This is a genomic window from Sulfurimonas hongkongensis, from assembly GCF_000445475.1.
In the GTDB taxonomy this organism is placed as follows: domain Bacteria; phylum Campylobacterota; class Campylobacteria; order Campylobacterales; family Sulfurimonadaceae; genus Sulfurimonas; species Sulfurimonas hongkongensis.
This window is the reverse complement of record NZ_AUPZ01000007.1, coordinates 89,460-105,258: the sequence shown is the minus strand read 5'-3', so window position 1 is coordinate 105,258 and position 15,799 is coordinate 89,460. Positions and strand designations below refer to the sequence as shown.

The window sequence follows — 15,799 nt, the reverse complement described above, 5'->3', positions numbered from 1 at the left end:
CAAACTTAAAAATTCTATAGCTTTGCCTTTTTAAAAGTTTACTTTACAGCAGACTCTTTAATATCTTTTTTGCAAGACTCAAAGCTTTAAAACGATGCGAGAGCTTTTTTTTTAGTTCTTCATCTAGCTCTCCCAAAGTTTGATCAAAGCCGAGAGGAATAAACATTGGATCATAACCAAAGCCACCATCTCCTCTTGTCTGGGCTATAGCATCTCCATACATCCAACCATGAACGCTATACTCGCCCTTTTTTGTAACTATAGCAATTGCCGCTGTGTAGTGAGCAGGTGATGAAGCAACACCCTTTTGTTTTAAATCTTTTATAAGCTTAAAAAGGTTGTCTTTATCATTTGCATCTACTCCGGCATGCCTTGCACTGTAGATGCCAGGTTGTCCATCAAGCACATCCACACTAATACCACTATCATCAGCTAAAACTATCACATCCTCATCGCCTAGAGCTTTGTAAACTGCTCTAGCTTTTATAAGAGCGTTTTGTTTAAATGTATCTCCATCTTCGATTATCTCAAACTCTTTTATAAGCTCACTATAAGCTACAACCTCATACTCTTTACAAAGAGCCTTTATCTCCCTTACTTTGCCTTTATTAGATGTAGCTAAAACTAATTTCAAATTTCTTTCCTTATACTCTATGTAATAATCTTTTATATATAATTGCTGCATTATACTAAAAAAGTAGTATCTCTTACTACTCAAAGGCACTTTATGTTTAAAAAAGTTTTTCCCCTCTCTGCAATTTTATCCCTTAGATTTTTAGGTCTCTTTTTGGTTCTACCTGTTATCTCTGTTTATGCTTTAGGACTAGAGAGTTCTACTCCTCTTCTTGTTGGTATAGTCGTTGGTGGATATGCACTCACACAAGCTCTTCTTCAAGTACCTTTTGGAACTATGAGCGATAAGATAGGAAGAAAACCAACGCTTCTTGTAGGTCTTATCATCTTTCTTGTCGGCTCACTTATAGCTGCATATGCTACTGATATTTATACTCTCATGCTTGGTCGCTTCTTGCAGGGTGCTGGAGCTATTGGCTCAGTTATTACTGCAATGATTTCAGATTTAGTTGAAGAAGAGGTTCGAGCAAAAGCTATGGCTATTATGGGAGGAACCATCGCTCTTAGTTTTGCTGTAGCTATGGGGCTTGGTCCTGTTGTTGGAGCTGCTTATGGCGTAGACTCTCTCTTTATTATAACTGCTGTCTTAGCCCTTTTAGCAATGATAGTCCTCTTTACTAAAGTACCAACTCCACCACGCATTAAGCACACCTATCATAAAAGTGCAAAGACTTCTGATATATTAAAAGATCCAAACCTTTTAAATATGATAATCATAAACGCTATGCAAAAAGGCCTTATGACTGTTGCTTTTGTGCTTATTCCTATAATACTGACAAGTGATACTTTTGCGTGGCAGAAGAGTGACCTTTATATGGCCTACTTGCCAGCTATGGTTTTTGGACTTATTGCTATGGGACCAGCTGCAGTTTTTGGTGAGAAGTATAACAAGCCTCGTGAGATATTTTTAGCATCTATCGTACTTTTTATAGGTGCTTTTTTGATTATGGGGCTTACCTCATCGAGTCTTATTTTTGTAGTTGGTGTTGTTATGTTTTTTGTTGCCTTTAACATGATGGAACCACTTGTTCAGTCAATGATTAGTAAGTTTGCAAAGGTGCATCAAAGAGGAGCAGCACTTGGTATGGGAAACTCTGTGGCTTATTTTGCAACATTTGTAGGTGGAACACTAGCTGGGCTTATGTTAGATATTAGCGATAGAGCGACCATTGGTATATCTGTAGCAGTTTTAGCATCTCTCTGGCTCGTATGGACCATCAGACTTAAAAACCCTACAAAACACTCACATCTCTTTATAGCAAAAGAGTTTGTAGATACAAACAAATTAAGCGAACTTGAAAATGAGCATATTGCCGAGTGGTATATCAATGAGACTGAGGGCAAGATAGTTGTTAAGTATGTAAGTAATGCAATAGATGAAGAAGCACTAAGAGCTAAAATCTCTCTATAGATTTAAACTCTTAATGTATTCTTAATCTATAACACTTTTTTCACATTTTATTCTTGTAAATTTTTACATTATTTTTATGAAGGATGACTTATGAATGACTTATTTATACAGAATCTACTAAGTTGTGAAGATATTAATGCTCTAAAAGAACATAAAATTGAGATTGGCTTTTTAGATGAATATGGTGAAGGAAAGACAGCAGATGATAAGATAGTTCAAACTCTTATCTTTACATGCGAAGAGGGTATGGACTACTCAGACCTTTAAAATATAAAGGCTTGAGTCTACTTATTTGAAGAAAATTTGCTGCGTAACCGCTATTTGCTATTTTTGAGGTATTACATACATATTGAAATAGCGACCCTCAAACTTTGGTGGTTTCTCCATCACTGCTATATCTTCTATCATCGGCCAAACGCGAAGTAGTACTTCCTTACCTGCTTCTGGATGGGCCATCTCACGACCTCTTAAAAAGACACGAAACTTGACGTGGTAACCTTTTTCTAAGAATTCTCTTGCATGCTTAACTTTGTAAGCAATATCATTATCAGCAATTTTAACAGATAATTTAATCTCTTTTACAACGATTTTTACCTGATTTTTTCTTTGCTCTTTGAGTTTTTTCTCTTCTTGGTATTTGTATTTACCGTAATCCATGATTTTAGCAACTGGTGGTTTTGCAGTTGGAGCTATAAGGACTAAATCCATACCTAACTCATTTGCTTTACTCATAGCTTCATCAGTAGAAATTATTCCTAATGACTCCCCTCCATCTATATTACATCTTAACTCTGCTACACGGATATCGTCATTCATTATGACGCGGTCTGTTTTTTTACTCAAAAATTCACCTCATTTATTTTAGTTTGTATAAGCTTTAAGAACTCATCTTCGCTTAAGTTGTACTGCTCTCTAGTTCTTCTGTCACGAATAGCAACAGTTCCACCTTCGACTTCTTCATCTCCAATGATTATGAGCATTGGAACCCTTGTTTTTTCTGCTGTTCTGATTCTTTTGTTAAGAGAATCATTTTTATTATATATCTCACTATCGGCATTTATGTCGATTAGTTTATCTGCCAACTCTTTAGCGTAAGCGTTGTGCGTATCGGCGATTGGAACGATAGCTACTTGTGTTGGAGCGATAAACATTGGAAATTCTCCAGCATAATGCTCTGTTAATATACCAATAAAACGCTCAAAAGAACCTAAAATTGCTCTGTGAATCATAACTGGTTGAATTTTTTCGTTATTTTCACCATTATATTCAAGCTCAAATCTATCTGGAAGATTGAAATCCAACTGTATAGTTCCACATTGCCACTCACGACCTATGGCATCTGTAATCTTGATATCGATCTTAGGACCATAAAAGGCTCCGCCACCCTCATCTATCTCGTATGGCAGTTCATTTTTATCCATAGCAGACTTTAAAGCCTTGATGGAAGTCTCCCAAACTTCATCACTTCCTACGGCTTTCTCAGGCTTTGTTGATATCATCATCTTATAGTCAAACTCAAATGTTGACATTATTTTATCCACAAAATCAACAACTTCAATGATTTGTTCTTCTATCTGATCGCTCGTACAAAAAATATGTGCATCATCTTGAGTAAACTCGCGAACACGAAAGAGTCCATGAAGTGCACCTGTAAACTCATGACGATGAACAACACCATACTCAAAATATTTTATAGGCAAGTCTCTATAAGAGTGAAGTTCATCTTCATATACTTTAATATGACCAACACAGTTCATAGGTTTTACACCAAACTCTACCTCATCAATCTTTGTAAAGTACATATTTTCGCCATAGTTTTGGTAATGCCCAGACGTTTTCCATAGGTCACTACGAAGCATCTCAGGTCCACGGACTGGCTCATAACCACGCTTACGATGAGCTTTAAATAGAAGACTCTCTAGCCTTGCACGAAGTCTTCCACCAGCTGGTAGCCAGATAGGGAATCCTGCACCAACCTCTTCACGAAAGGTAAAGAGTTTCATCTCAGCGCCAACTTTTCTATGGTCACGTTTTTCAGCTTCAGCTAACATTTCCATATGTGCTTTAAGTGACTCTTTATCTGCAAATGCGATACCATATATACGAGTTAGCATCTCATTTTTAGAGTCACCTCCGAGATAAGCACCTGAGATTTTAGTGAGTTTAAAATATCTTATAAGCCCAATATTTGGAAGGTGTGGACCACGACAAAGATCTTCAAATTCACCTTGTTTGTAGATACTAACCTTATCATCTGGAATCCTATCCATAACAGCTAGCTTTAAGTGGTCATCTTTAAATTTCTCTTTTGCCTCATCCATAGAGATTTCATACTTCTCTATCTCATACTTTTTCTTAGCAAATGAGAGCATCTGTTTTTCTATTTTTTTAAGGTCTGACTCACCGATTTCAGTCTCAGTTTTAAAATCATAGTAAAACCCCTCTTTCACAGTTGGGCCTACAAAAAACTTTGCATCAGGGTAAAGTGACTTGATAGCCTGAGCCATTAGATGTGCAGTTGAGTGACGAAGGACTTCTAGTGAGTCTTGCGAGTTATCAAGGAGAATTGGTTTACCTTCAAAGCCCATCTCCCTAGCAGTCTGTAAGTCGATGATTTCATTATTGTGTTTTATTGCAATTGGGTTCAAAATATTTTATCCCTATATAAAAATTTTTGCTATAATAGCCTAAAATCACTTCAAAGTCGATAAATAATATTCAAACTCTGTAGCAGAGTGCAAATGCTGCTTTAAGTGGCTTTAATGATTTTATATAAAGTATTAATAAGTTTCAGCTAAAATTGAGTTCATAAGAAACTGTTAATTAGGAATAATATGAAGACGTTAATGATTTTTTTACTTGCAAATATTGTTTTATATGCTCACCCTCATATATTTATCGATATTTACCCTAAACTCAATATACAAGATACTAAAGTTACTTCACTTAGTTTAGAGTGGAAGTTCGATCAAATGACTTCTTCTGTACTTATAATGGATTATGATAAAAATAAAGATAATAAATTTAGTAAAAATGAGATAGCTTTAATGAAAAGAAATACGATAAAATTATTTAAAGACCATAACTATTATTTAAAGATAAGAGAAAATGATAGATATGTAGAGATAGAAAAATTAGATAATTTTGTAGCCACTATAGATAAAGCTGGAAGATTAGTATATTCATTTGATCTTATTTGTAGTTTTGAAGTTAAAGACAGTATGCTTATGTTTTACGATAAAGGTTATTATATTTCTTTTATGTTAAAAAAAACATTTGTAGCACCTTTAAATAAAAATATAAATTTCAATATTAGAAAGGTTGATAATGGAACTTACTTTGGCTACGCAATGCTTATTAAAGATATTATATGAATTTTTACAATGAATTTTTGCACCAAATTATAAATTGGCAATATAATTTAAACGACTCAGTTGCTTCATATATAAATTCGGTAAATGAAAATGGTCTAAGTGCTGTTATGGTAGTGCTAGCGATCTCATTTATATACGGCTTAGTTCACGCAGCTGGTCCAGGTCATGGCAAAGCATTGGTTTCGTTTTATTTTTTATCTCGTGGTGGCAGTTATAAAAAAGCCATAAAATTAGGCTACCTAATCTCCATTGTGCATGCTTTTTCAGCTTTGAGCATTACATTTGTTATTTACTTTATTTTAAAAGGTCTTTTCTCTAAAACTTTTCAAGAACTCAGTAATATTTCTATGATAATCTCTGCTGTGATGATTGTAGCAGTTGGAATCTATCTGCTAGTAAAAGCCATAAAAGCAAAAAAGGAGAAAGAACAAACTGATTTTTCAAATGAAAAATCAGAATACGCTGTGGCTTTTTCTGTGGGAGTCGTCCCTTGCCCTGGAGTTATGAGCATAGTCTTGTTTTGTATTAGTACTGGTAACTTATATCTTGGAGTTTTATCGGCTATTGTAATGAGCTTAGGTATGGGTCTTACTATTTCACTAGCGGGGATCTTAACTAGCTATGCATCATCAAAAAGTGGAAGCTTCTTAAAAACAAAGGGGTATTTGTTAGAGATGTTTGGAGCAATTTTCATTATACTTTTAGGAGTTTTTTTATTTACTATAAATACTCAAAGCTTGTTTACTCCTCAAGATGCAGCTCCCATATTTTAAGGTATAAAATTACCAAATCTTAGAAAAAAATACCTATTAAAAACGAAACCTTAAAGTTCCGTTTTTAAAACAGCTCCATTTGACGCATTTGACACTAAAATCTGATAGCGTTTTAACCATTTTGATTTTACCTCATTTTTATGGGGCTTCCACGCTTCTTTTCTTTTTGCCAAAATCTCTTCACTAACATTTAGCTGAAGCAGATGATTATCTGTATCTAACTCTATCTCATCGCCATCTTCTATAAGAGCTATCAAGCCACCCTCAGCGGCTTCAGGAGAGACATGTCCAATAGAGGCACCCTTTGTAGCTCCACTAAAGCGACCATCAGTTATAAGTGCTACGCTCTCACCTAGTCCCATACCTTGGATAAGCGCAGTAGGGGCTAGCATCTCTTGCATACCAGGACCGCCTTTTGGACCCTCATAACGGATAACTACAACATCACCAGCTTTTACTTTATGGCTCATGATACCGGCTATCGCTTTTGGTTGAGAGTCAAAACAAACCGCCGTTCCCTTAAACTGTCTCATAGATGGATCAATTCCAGCAGTTTTTACAACAGCACCCTCTAGTGCTAGGTTTCCAAAAAGTATAGATAGTCCGCCAACTTGAGAGTAAGCATTTTCATTTGTATGAATTATGTTCTCATTTAAAATGTGAGCATCTTTTATTCTCTCACCAAGCGTCTCACCTGTTACGGTTGGGTTGTTGAGATAAAGTAGACCACCTCTTCTGCTTACTTCTTTCATAACTGCATTTACACCACCGGCTTTATCAATATCATCCATATGAACAGTTGTTAATGATGGAGAAATTTTAGCGATATGCGCTACATTATCAGCGATTTCATTAATCTTCTCTATAGGAAAATTTACATCAGCTTCTTTTGCAATAGCTAACATGTGTAAAACTGTGTTTGAACTTCCACCCATCGCCATATCTACAACTAACGCATTGTGAACTGCTTTTTCGTTTAAAATATTTTTAATGTTATACTTACTATCCTCAGCTTTAGCCATCTCAACTATACGCTTTGCTGCTTTTTTAACCATCTCTATTCTCTCTGGAGTCATGGCTAAAACAGTTCCGTTTCCTGGAAGTGCTATGCCCATAGCTTCACAAAGTGTGTTCATCGAGTTTGCAGTAAACATACCAGAACAACTTCCACCAGATGGACAAGCGTTACACTCTATCTCATAAAGCTCTTCATCAGTCATTTTACCCTCAGCATGCTCGCCAACAGCTTCAAATGCAGTAGATAGGTCAATTGGAGTACCATCATTTTTATGTCCAGCTGGCATTGGTCCACCTGAAACAAAGATAGTAGGAACATTTACACGTAAAGCTCCCATAATCATACCAGGAACTATTTTGTCACAGTTTGGGATACAAATCATAGCATCTAGCTGATGCGCATTCATAACTGTCTCTATAGAATCAGCTATGATCTCACGAGATGGAAGAGAGTAAAGCATTCCTTCATGCCCCATAGCGATACCATCATCTACACCGATAGTGTTAAAAACAAATGGCACACCACCAGCCTCACGTATAGCCTCTTTTACTATTTCGCCATATTCATGCAAGAAAAAATGTCCCGGGATGATATCAATATAACTGTTTGCGATACCGATAAATGGCTTATCAAAATCTTCGTCTTTAAGCCCAGTAGCTCTTAGCAGTGATCTGTGTGGTGCTTTATCAAAACCCTTTTTAATAATGTCACTTCTCATGTTAATCCTTCGTAAATAGCTCTTTTAATTATGATACTATTTTTAATATAGTTGCGATTATACCATTTTTTGTCTATTTTTTTTTAAAAACTCTTTACAAATGAAAAATAAATGGCTATAATTCCGCTCACTTAAAGATAAGTGACTAAAAATTGCGGGAATAGCTCAGTGGTAGAGCACAACCTTGCCAAGGTTGGGGTCGCGAGTTCGAACCTCGTTTCCCGCTCCATATTAAATTATAAATTGTTGAAAGACACCCAATGCCCGGGTGGCGAAATCGGTAGACGCAGGGGACTTAAAATCCCCCGGTAGCAATACTGTGCCGGTTCAAGTCCGGCCTCGGGCACCATAAAATGATTGTTTAACTGGTGCCATCGCCAAGTGGTAAGGCCGCAGCCTGCAAAGCTGCTATCCCCAGTTCAAATCTGGGTGGCACCTCCAGTTTTATAATTTAAAACTTTTTAACTACACAAGTGGATCTTTGGCAGAGTTGGTCGATTGCACCGGTCTTGAAAACCGGCGAGGGTTATACCTCCCAGAGTTCGAATCTCTGAGGGTCCACCACTTCTTTATCCTTTAAAACACCCTAAATAACGATATCACAAGACACTTTAAGCTTACGAGAAAAACCTCATTGTTACCCTATTGCTACCCATATTTTACAAATTTACTTTTCTTTGTTAGAATTTTTGTGTTCAAACCAATTGGTTTGACAAAATTGAAGTTCCTACTTTAAAAGTATAAAATGCATGACACAAAGAGAGAGTGAAGTCATAGTTGACACTTTCGGATTATGCATAATGAATTAAATTAATTAAGATGTAAATTTAGAAGTTTAGCGCAAAATAATAAGCAGAGTGCTTCTGTATTATGTAATGAAAAGTGAAGAGTAAGTGCGACTCATGCAGGAAGTAGCTGACTTGCTCTAAATGGAAAAAGACGAATTCGTATCTTGCTTTATCTGCGAATTTAAGAGAAAAACGAGAGCTGAAATGTATATTGAGTAAGTTTGAAAGCACTATGAGCTTTAAAGTTTTTCTAATGATTAACATCTAGTTTAACCCGAACTATCTTTAGTATTGATAATTATGGAAAATATTCCTAATGTCAATCAGATCATTATCGATGAGATAAGAGATCTAAGAAAAGCCGTGGATATTATTCTACGCAAACTTAACGAAGTTGATTTAACTGATGAGTTCAATATTAGGGGGCAAAAAAAAGCTGCCAAACTGTTAAACATCTCAGTAGAAACTTTGCAAGATAGATTAAAGGAGGGAAAAAGATTGAAAGAAAATATACACTATCGTGTTACAATCAGCAAGTCTGGTCGCAAGCGTTATTTCTTCAACCAAAGTGCCCTTCTATTAATAAAAGGGCTAATATAGAGTATAGTTTACATTTGAACTAGATAAAAAACAAATGAATAGAAATGAAGAAGTTTTGCTCATATGCAAGCAAAATTTATTTTTAATAGGTATCAAAAGAAATCATTATTTGTACCTAAAAAAGTTTAACTCTAAAGTAAAAAATGCAATGATAGAGATACTTCAATTTAATCAAAAAGGTTAGGACTAGCTATCTTAGCCTTTTTACAAAGACACATGAATGGCTCCCTCTATCCCTAAAAACAATAAGTCAAGATCAAAGAACTCTCAAGTATCCTACAGCTGATATTGCATTATTTTCAGTCCCCAGCATATTCTCGTTAGTATGATTGTCAGAACATAATTCTTCATAAATTATGAATAGCAACTTTCAATCCTTTTTTTGGGTTATGCAAGAAGTCTATTAATATATTATCCATATCATAATAGAAGTGAGAGAAAAAGATTCTCAAAGTCTAAATATTCAAGAAATTGACATAAAGCCAATATAGCTAGGTTAATCAAGGTCCCACAAAATAAAAACTATCTAAAAAGCAGAATATTTTATGATATAATTTCTATATCAAATGAAATAATATTTATATCATAAAGGATACTTACATGTTAGAAGTAATATTTGGAACAAAAGCTCGTGAATTAACTCTACAATATCTTCTAACATTTAAAGAGGGGTATGCAAGAGAGATATCAAAATATTTTGATATATCACTTCCTTCCATTCAAAACCAACTCAAAAATTTTGAAGAGGGTGGACTGGCTCTTAGTAAAATGCAAGGGAGAACAAAGATATATTTTATAAATCCAAGGTATGCCTTTTTAGATGAACTCACAGCTTTACTTAACAAAGCCAAACAATACTACAAGCCTGAGTTAAAAAATAAATTTGAAATGCAAAGAAAAAGACCAAGAAGACCGGAGAAACCACTATGAAAAAACAGATTAAAGATATGGATATAAAAGAGCTTGGTGGCTATATTTGTGATGCATTGATAGCAAAAGATATACATGTGGTACTCTCTGGTGGTTCTTGTGTTGAAATCTATAGTAGAGGCGAATATACTTCTTGGGATTTAGATTTAATCAACCAATATAATGAACAGTTTAAAAAAATCCATGCAACTATGGATGAACTTGGATTTACAGAACATGATAGATATTTTGTGCATAAAGATACAAAGCTATTTATTGAGTTTCCATCTGGTCCATTAGGTGTTGGTGATGCTCCAGTTGAAGAAATAGCTGAAATAGATACCCAAGCAGGTGTTTTAAGACTACTTACTCCTACAGACTGTATAAAAGATAGACTTGCTGCATATTATCATTGGGATGATGAACAATGTCTTCAACAAGCTATATGGGTTGCCAAGAAGAATGAATTTGATTTGAAATCAGTTCAAGAGTGGTCAGAGAAAGAAAAATCTTTAAAAAAGTTTGAAATATTTAAAAATGCTCTACTAGAAAATTGATATATTATATACTTACAACTCATAAATTCATCTATTAAGTTGTCAAGTATGTAGGACACTTTATTTTTTAGGGGCTACTTTAGGGGCTTAAAAAATTGTATTCCATTTTATTTCTAAAAATAGGGCATGTTCAGTTCCCTGAGGGTCCACCACTTCTAAGGCATATTCAATTTTTATTTTTAAAAAACTTTTAAAATTTGTTATTAATTAGCCACAAATTTCCTGCCATTTTTTAAAAAAGCACTAACCCCTTAAGACCAACTATGTAGATGATAGTGTTTATGCTCTACACTATCGTGCTTATGCCTGTGTTTATGCACTAGTTGGGCTTTTATTAGTGTTGGCATATCTTCTAGTAGTGCTTCTACTTTTCCGTCGTAAATTATCTCACGATTTATGACTATGGCTCTATCTGCTAGCTCTTTTCCTAGGCTGATATTGTGAGTGGAGATGAGGGCTGTGACATCTAGTGAGTCTAAAAACTCTACAAGCCAGCCTGTTGTAGGTGGGTCAAGGTGTGCTGTAGGTTCATCGAGTAGTAAGACTTCGGGTTCTACACAAAGAAGAGATGCCAAAAGAACTTTTTGTTTTTGTCCACCGCTTAGTGAGAGAGGGCTTGATTTTAAAATGCTCTCTATCTCAAACTTTTTTGCGTAGTGATGCACTCTGTCGTCTACGTTATTAAAGCCAAAATGTTTAAGTCCAAAAGCTATATCATCATAAACACTTGGATTAAAAAGCATCGAAGATGGGTCTTGCATCTGCAAGGAGATGCTCTTTCTAAAATCTTTAGAGTTTTCTTTTAGGTATTTTTTATTTACAAGATTCTCTTTAAAGTAAAACTCTCCACTTTTTGCATAAAGAAGTCCATTTAAAAGTTTAAGAAGTGTTGATTTTCCTGAGCCGTTTATCCCTAACAGAAGTACTTTTTCGCCCCTGTCTATCTTAAAACTAACATCTTTTAAAACTTCTATCTCGTTTAGCTGAAAGTCTTGGTAATTGTAAGAGAGATTTTTACACTCAATCATCTATTAGTCCTCTTGAGCGTAATCCCATGCTTTGCTCACTTGATTTATGAAGCATTGTACCAAAAAGAGTTGTTAAAAGCGGTTGAAGTTGCTTTTTTGTTATGCTTGTTTTTAGTGTAGCTCCCCTACTTTTAAGCCCTTCGTAGTAACTATGTAACATATTTTTAAGCAGTATGATTTGTGCATAAGTAAAACCATACAAGATGGCTAAAACCTTACTAAAGTCTAGTGCTTTATGCAGGTTTATTCGTCTAACAAGAGTAAAGGTAAGTAGTGTAATCGCAAAGGCTCTAAGGTTTATAAGAACAAGAGCAAAAATGTCTACACTCACGAAAAAGCCATAGACTATGTAAGATAGTGAGATGCTAAGATTAAAAAGTGCAATAACTAGTAGTGCTTTTTTAAAGATTTTAAACCTTGCTTTGCCTCCAAGAGCAATGGTTATTATGATGCCCAAAAGCATTATCCACTCATTATGGACAAAACCTAAAGTCATCACAACAAGCAAATATACAAAAAACCAAACTCTATCACTCACTAAAAACACTCCTAAATTGAGTTTTCAAAAACTTCACACTACTTAGTGTAACCAAACCCTCAATTATGGCTATAAAAATATGCGGAACAACTACTGATGGAAGTGTAACACTAAGCCCAAAAGGAAAGTAAAGCGGAGTTCCATCAACTGATGCTACTAATGGCTGGACGCCAAGAACAACTGCTATGATAATTGAAGGGAAAAATATACTACTCCAGCCAGCCATAAAGATAGCTATGTTTTTTGAACGAGTTACAAAAAGCCTGTAAAACCAGTAGGAGCTAAAACTCCCAATATATGCCATAGCTATGATATTTATGGGATATGAAGTGATGCCACCCTCTCCAAACAAAAGCGCTTGAATGAGCAGGACCAAAGAGATAGAACTAAAAGCTATCCATGGTCCAAAAAGCAAAGAGATTATGGCCACTCCGCCAAGATGCATAGTAGTTCCACCCGGAAAAGGAATGGCTATAAGCATCATCACAAAAGATATGGCACTCACTCCTGCTATGAGAGGAATCTTTTCTACGTCTAACTCTATTTTTTTATATGCTAGAGCTAAGAGAGATGCGCTGATGGCTATGGCTGGGATATATATTTGTGGAGATATAAAGCCATCAGGTATATGCACTTTAACTTCTTAAAGGAGTGCGCTGAATGTAAAGATAAGTCTATAATCCTCTTTGCCCTCAGCACCTTGTTGCAAATCTTCTTCATTTAGATTTGTCCAGGTAGGTAATTTAACACCAACTGCTACTGAGGTAGTTTTGTAAGAGAGTCTTGCCCCTGGAGTTAAGTATATCATCTCGCCACCTGTCGCGTTCGCTCCACTCCCATTTTCAATATCTCGTCCAAGATGAAGATAGTTTGCTTCCATGTTAAAATCCAAACGCAATTTACTCGCTGGTTTTGAGTAAAGCATATATGAGATAGCTGTGTTTAAGCGAAACTCATCTCCAAAACGCACCTTAGAACCATCACTATAAGTGTTTTCTAAAAAAGTATTATACGACACATCTCCTACTAGAGTCCAGTCATTACCAAACCACTTTGTAGCACTAAGACCTAACATAAAAGATGGCTCTCCAAAACCTGTTTGCATCCCTGCATCTATAAGTGAACCATCGGGCATTGTAGCGTTTGAATTTCCCGTTGGTAGGGTAAAACTAAACGATGTTGTAAAGTGCCAATCCTGCATATCATCTAGACTCTCACTGCTTGGTGTTAGCATCAGTCCATCATCGTATTTCATGCCTAATACAAACTGAAATGAGATATCGTGAAAGCCAGATGTACTAAAAGCATCATCTTGTGATTTTATATAGTAAGGAACAAAGACATAAGCACTAAAATATGAGTTAAATCCATAACCTAAACCATACATAAAGTACTCACTCGACTCTGCCTCTCCATCTCTAGTTGAAGTGTATGTTTTGTACTTTGCATGATCAACTTTTAAGTAAGCAAGCAGTGAGCCCTCTGGAAGTGTTGAAGATGAAGTTGTCTCAAGTGGTGCACCAGGTCCCTCTACTCCTGCTAAACTAATAGATGGAACTCCGTGATGTGCAAAAAGCCCTGTACAGAGTGCTAATAGTATGCTAATTTTTTTCATTTTTCTTATCCTTCTTTTTTATGTAAATTAATCCAAAAATTCCAAAAAGTATCATAATACCAATGAGTGTTTTTATAAATGTATTGTTATTGTTTGCATCTATATCTACAAGCATATTCTCATCAACTTCTATCTCAACAATCTTTCCGTGACCATCCTCAGAAAATACTTTTACTCTCCATTCTCCCGCAGCATTTGGCAAAAAAGAGACTCTTGAGTGTGTATCTGTTCTACCAACAGCAAATGGAATCTCAGCGTTTGGTGCATAAACTTCATAGCTTTGAAAGGAAAAATCATCCTCATGTCCAAAAGAAAAAAAGACAACTACGCTTTGTCCTTTTGAGATAGTATGCTCTAAGTTATGCGAAAAAAGAAGAGTTGCGAACACTATCAATAAAAAGACTATTTTCATTTTAAAACTTTTATATTTAGCGTGCTTGAATGTATAATCTCATCACTTTTAATGCCATCATCCTTAAGTGTCAGAGATGCTTTTATATTTTGAAGTCCAGCTTTTTGTATTCGTATATTTATCCTTCCATCTCTATCGCTAACACCTCTAACCTTGTCTGCATAGGCGACACTTACACCAGCCCTTGCTCTACCATCATAAGTAACTAACAGCCTTGCCTTATCTCCTACTTCTATGCTAGAGAGCTTATTAGTTAGACTTAACTCTAAGCCTTTGTTAAAAATCTGTTTTGAGTTATCCTTGTTGATTCTTTTAACAGACTCTATGCTTTTAAAACTACTTATTGCCATCTTAGTTTTATCTTTTGATTGCCTTTTAGTTCCGTATGGTGTTTTTGTATAGTAGGCTTCATTTAAGACTATAAAGAGTGTGTCACACTCAGCTTTTAGCTCCTTAGTTTCTATTTCAAAAACATTTGAGCCACTAGAGCAAAAGACTTTGGAAATCTCCTCTTTTTTTATCTCTTTTTCATCACCATGTGAATGATTCATCTGCATGTGTCCATAGTGAAGAACTAAGGCATCATCAACCCACATATCGTGAGCAAGGAGTGAGTATATAAGTGCTTGGGTTATTATCATTATTTTAATCATGTCGACATTATGAGATGTTTATGTTAAAATCACTCTAAAAAAAGAGAGTTCTTATCTAAAAATGGAACAAAAGTGTTGTTTTTACTGCAATAGCAGACTATATCAGCTTTCAAATGCGATGGTTAAGTGCTCTTCTTGTGCAAAAAAGTACAGCCTTTTGAAACTTCAGCGTGATTTTGATGTCATAGATGCCTTTGTAGATTCAACCACAGCAAAAGCATGTGCTATAAAACTAAATCTTAGCTACCAAGTAGTTTTTAACAGATATGAGCATATACGAAAGTTACTTATTCGTCATTCACACGATTATTATGAGTACAAAAGAGAGAATCTAGATGAGTTTGAAGAGTATATCTATATCTGCAAAAGTAAAAAGAAAGATTATGCAAATATCATCGAGTCACAAAACTTTATAACCTTTGCATATGAGAAGAAAGTATATACTTTTTTGCTTCCATCTTTAAAAAGATTTCAAACTAAAGTTGATGATGAAAACTTAAAAGTAGCACATGGAAATGAGTTCAAAAAATTCATGCTAACTAATCGTATATCTAAACTTAAAACTAGTGAGGGTACGATTACAAAATTTTGGAGCTTTTTTGAAGTTTTTATCACACCCTACAAAGGCGTAAAGAGTGAATATTTTTTAAGTTATTTAAAAGAAGCGGAGTTTAAATTTAACTATACAAAAAAAGAGCAAAAAGAAATTTTGATCTATTTATGGAGCTTACAATCTGCTGCCTAAGAAACTGATATTTTAAAATCAGTTTCA

18 protein-coding genes and 4 tRNA genes are annotated in these 15,799 nt (G+C 35.1%); 12 read left to right on the top strand and 10 right to left on the bottom strand.

Annotated features, from left to right (window positions below):
- Positions 1–43: 43 nt before the first annotated feature.
- On the bottom strand, positions 44–634 hold the full coding sequence (gene rdgB / locus M947_RS17740) for an RdgB/HAM1 family non-canonical purine NTP pyrophosphatase (RefSeq protein ID WP_021287439.1): 591 nt from the start codon (positions 632–634) through the stop codon (positions 44–46).
- 93 nt (positions 635–727) lie between these two features.
- Between rdgB and M947_RS17735 the strand changes: the two genes are divergently transcribed.
- Together M947_RS17735 and M947_RS23620 are read left to right on the top strand one after the other, a co-directional pair.
- Positions 728–2,044, top strand: a complete 1,317-nt coding sequence (locus M947_RS17735; protein ID WP_021287438.1) for an MFS transporter — start codon at positions 728–730, stop codon at positions 2,042–2,044.
- Positions 2,045–2,134: 90 nt separating this feature from the next.
- Positions 2,135–2,311 carry a hypothetical protein gene (locus tag M947_RS23620; RefSeq protein ID WP_021287437.1) on the top strand — a complete coding sequence of 59 codons (177 nt, stop codon included), beginning with the start codon at positions 2,135–2,137 and terminating at the stop codon, positions 2,309–2,311.
- A gap of 57 nt (positions 2,312–2,368) precedes the next feature.
- Here the strand turns inward: M947_RS23620 and infC are convergent, their stop codons facing one another.
- Both infC and thrS read right to left on the bottom strand, forming a co-directional pair.
- A complete protein-coding gene (gene infC / locus M947_RS17730; RefSeq protein ID WP_040766022.1) occupies positions 2,369–2,860 on the bottom strand; it encodes a translation initiation factor IF-3 in 492 nt (163 codons plus the stop codon).
- Positions 2,861–2,883: 23 nt separating this feature from the next.
- Positions 2,884–4,632 carry a threonine--tRNA ligase gene (gene thrS, locus M947_RS17725; protein WP_245541254.1) on the bottom strand — a complete coding sequence of 583 codons (1,749 nt, stop codon included), beginning with the start codon at positions 4,630–4,632 and terminating at the stop codon, positions 2,884–2,886.
- Between the two features lie 246 nt (positions 4,633–4,878).
- On the opposite strand from thrS, the gene M947_RS17720 reads away from it, so the two are divergent.
- Together M947_RS17720 and M947_RS0111955 are read left to right on the top strand one after the other, a co-directional pair.
- Positions 4,879–5,418: a DUF1007 family protein gene (locus M947_RS17720; protein ID WP_021287434.1), complete on the top strand. Its 540-nt coding sequence runs from the start codon at positions 4,879–4,881 to the stop codon at positions 5,416–5,418.
- Positions 5,415–6,191 (top strand): nickel/cobalt transporter, encoded by a 777-nt coding sequence (locus tag M947_RS0111955; RefSeq protein ID WP_021287433.1) that lies wholly within the window; start codon positions 5,415–5,417, stop codon positions 6,189–6,191. Before M947_RS17720 ends, M947_RS0111955 begins: the two co-directional genes overlap by 4 nt.
- A gap of 50 nt (positions 6,192–6,241) precedes the next feature.
- On the opposite strand, the gene ilvD is transcribed toward M947_RS0111955, so the two are convergent.
- Positions 6,242–7,927, bottom strand: coding sequence for a dihydroxy-acid dehydratase (gene ilvD, locus M947_RS17715; RefSeq protein WP_021287432.1), 1,686 nt, complete (start codon positions 7,925–7,927; stop codon positions 6,242–6,244).
- 154 nt (positions 7,928–8,081) lie between these two features.
- Here ilvD and M947_RS17710 point away from each other — a divergent pair.
- From M947_RS17710 to M947_RS17680, 7 genes are all read left to right on the top strand, one after another.
- Positions 8,082–8,156, top strand: a tRNA-Gly gene (locus tag M947_RS17710).
- Positions 8,157–8,189: 33 nt separating this feature from the next.
- Positions 8,190–8,276, top strand: a tRNA-Leu gene (locus tag M947_RS17705).
- 18 nt (positions 8,277–8,294) lie between these two features.
- Positions 8,295–8,368: transfer RNA gene (locus M947_RS17700), tRNA-Cys, on the top strand.
- Between the two features lie 34 nt (positions 8,369–8,402).
- Positions 8,403–8,491, top strand: a tRNA-Ser gene (locus tag M947_RS17695).
- Between the two features lie 524 nt (positions 8,492–9,015).
- On the top strand, positions 9,016–9,315 hold the full coding sequence (locus M947_RS17690; protein WP_021287431.1) for a hypothetical protein: 300 nt from the start codon (positions 9,016–9,018) through the stop codon (positions 9,313–9,315).
- 600 nt (positions 9,316–9,915) lie between these two features.
- Positions 9,916–10,245, top strand: a complete 330-nt coding sequence (locus tag M947_RS17685) for a winged helix-turn-helix domain-containing protein (protein ID WP_021287429.1) — start codon at positions 9,916–9,918, stop codon at positions 10,243–10,245.
- Positions 10,242–10,781, top strand: a complete 540-nt coding sequence (locus M947_RS17680; RefSeq protein ID WP_021287428.1) for a hypothetical protein — start codon at positions 10,242–10,244, stop codon at positions 10,779–10,781. The genes M947_RS17685 and M947_RS17680 overlap by 4 nt, the downstream gene beginning before the upstream one ends.
- Before the next feature lie 251 nt (positions 10,782–11,032).
- Here M947_RS17680 and M947_RS17675 read toward each other — a convergent pair whose 3' ends face one another.
- Genes M947_RS17675 through M947_RS17655 form a run of 6 tightly spaced genes read right to left on the bottom strand, consistent with a single transcriptional unit; the run spans position 11,033 to position 15,015 of the window.
- Entirely contained in the window at positions 11,033–11,809 is a 777-nt protein-coding gene (locus tag M947_RS17675; RefSeq protein ID WP_021287427.1) for an energy-coupling factor ABC transporter ATP-binding protein, read from the bottom strand.
- On the bottom strand, positions 11,802–12,347 hold the full coding sequence (locus M947_RS17670; RefSeq protein WP_021287426.1) for a hypothetical protein: 546 nt from the start codon (positions 12,345–12,347) through the stop codon (positions 11,802–11,804). Before M947_RS17670 ends, M947_RS17675 begins: the two co-directional genes overlap by 8 nt.
- Positions 12,340–12,981: an energy-coupling factor ABC transporter permease gene (locus tag M947_RS17665; RefSeq protein WP_021287425.1), complete on the bottom strand. Its 642-nt coding sequence runs from the start codon at positions 12,979–12,981 to the stop codon at positions 12,340–12,342. Before M947_RS17665 ends, M947_RS17670 begins: the two co-directional genes overlap by 8 nt.
- Before the next feature lie 9 nt (positions 12,982–12,990).
- Complete coding sequence (locus M947_RS17660) at positions 12,991–13,962, bottom strand: transporter (protein WP_021287424.1); 972 nt, start codon at positions 13,960–13,962, stop codon at positions 12,991–12,993.
- On the bottom strand, positions 13,949–14,374 hold the full coding sequence (locus M947_RS23230) for a hypothetical protein (RefSeq protein WP_021287423.1): 426 nt from the start codon (positions 14,372–14,374) through the stop codon (positions 13,949–13,951). Before M947_RS23230 ends, M947_RS17660 begins: the two co-directional genes overlap by 14 nt.
- Positions 14,371–15,015 carry a DUF4198 domain-containing protein gene (locus tag M947_RS17655; protein WP_021287422.1) on the bottom strand — a complete coding sequence of 215 codons (645 nt, stop codon included), beginning with the start codon at positions 15,013–15,015 and terminating at the stop codon, positions 14,371–14,373. Before M947_RS17655 ends, M947_RS23230 begins: the two co-directional genes overlap by 4 nt.
- Positions 15,016–15,184: 169 nt before the next feature.
- On the opposite strand from M947_RS17655, the gene M947_RS17650 reads away from it, so the two are divergent.
- The gene (locus M947_RS17650) at positions 15,185–15,772 is read left to right on the top strand and encodes a transposase (RefSeq protein WP_156022372.1); all 588 of its coding nucleotides are present in this window, start codon (positions 15,185–15,187) and stop codon (positions 15,770–15,772) included.
- Positions 15,773–15,799 lie beyond the last annotated feature (27 nt).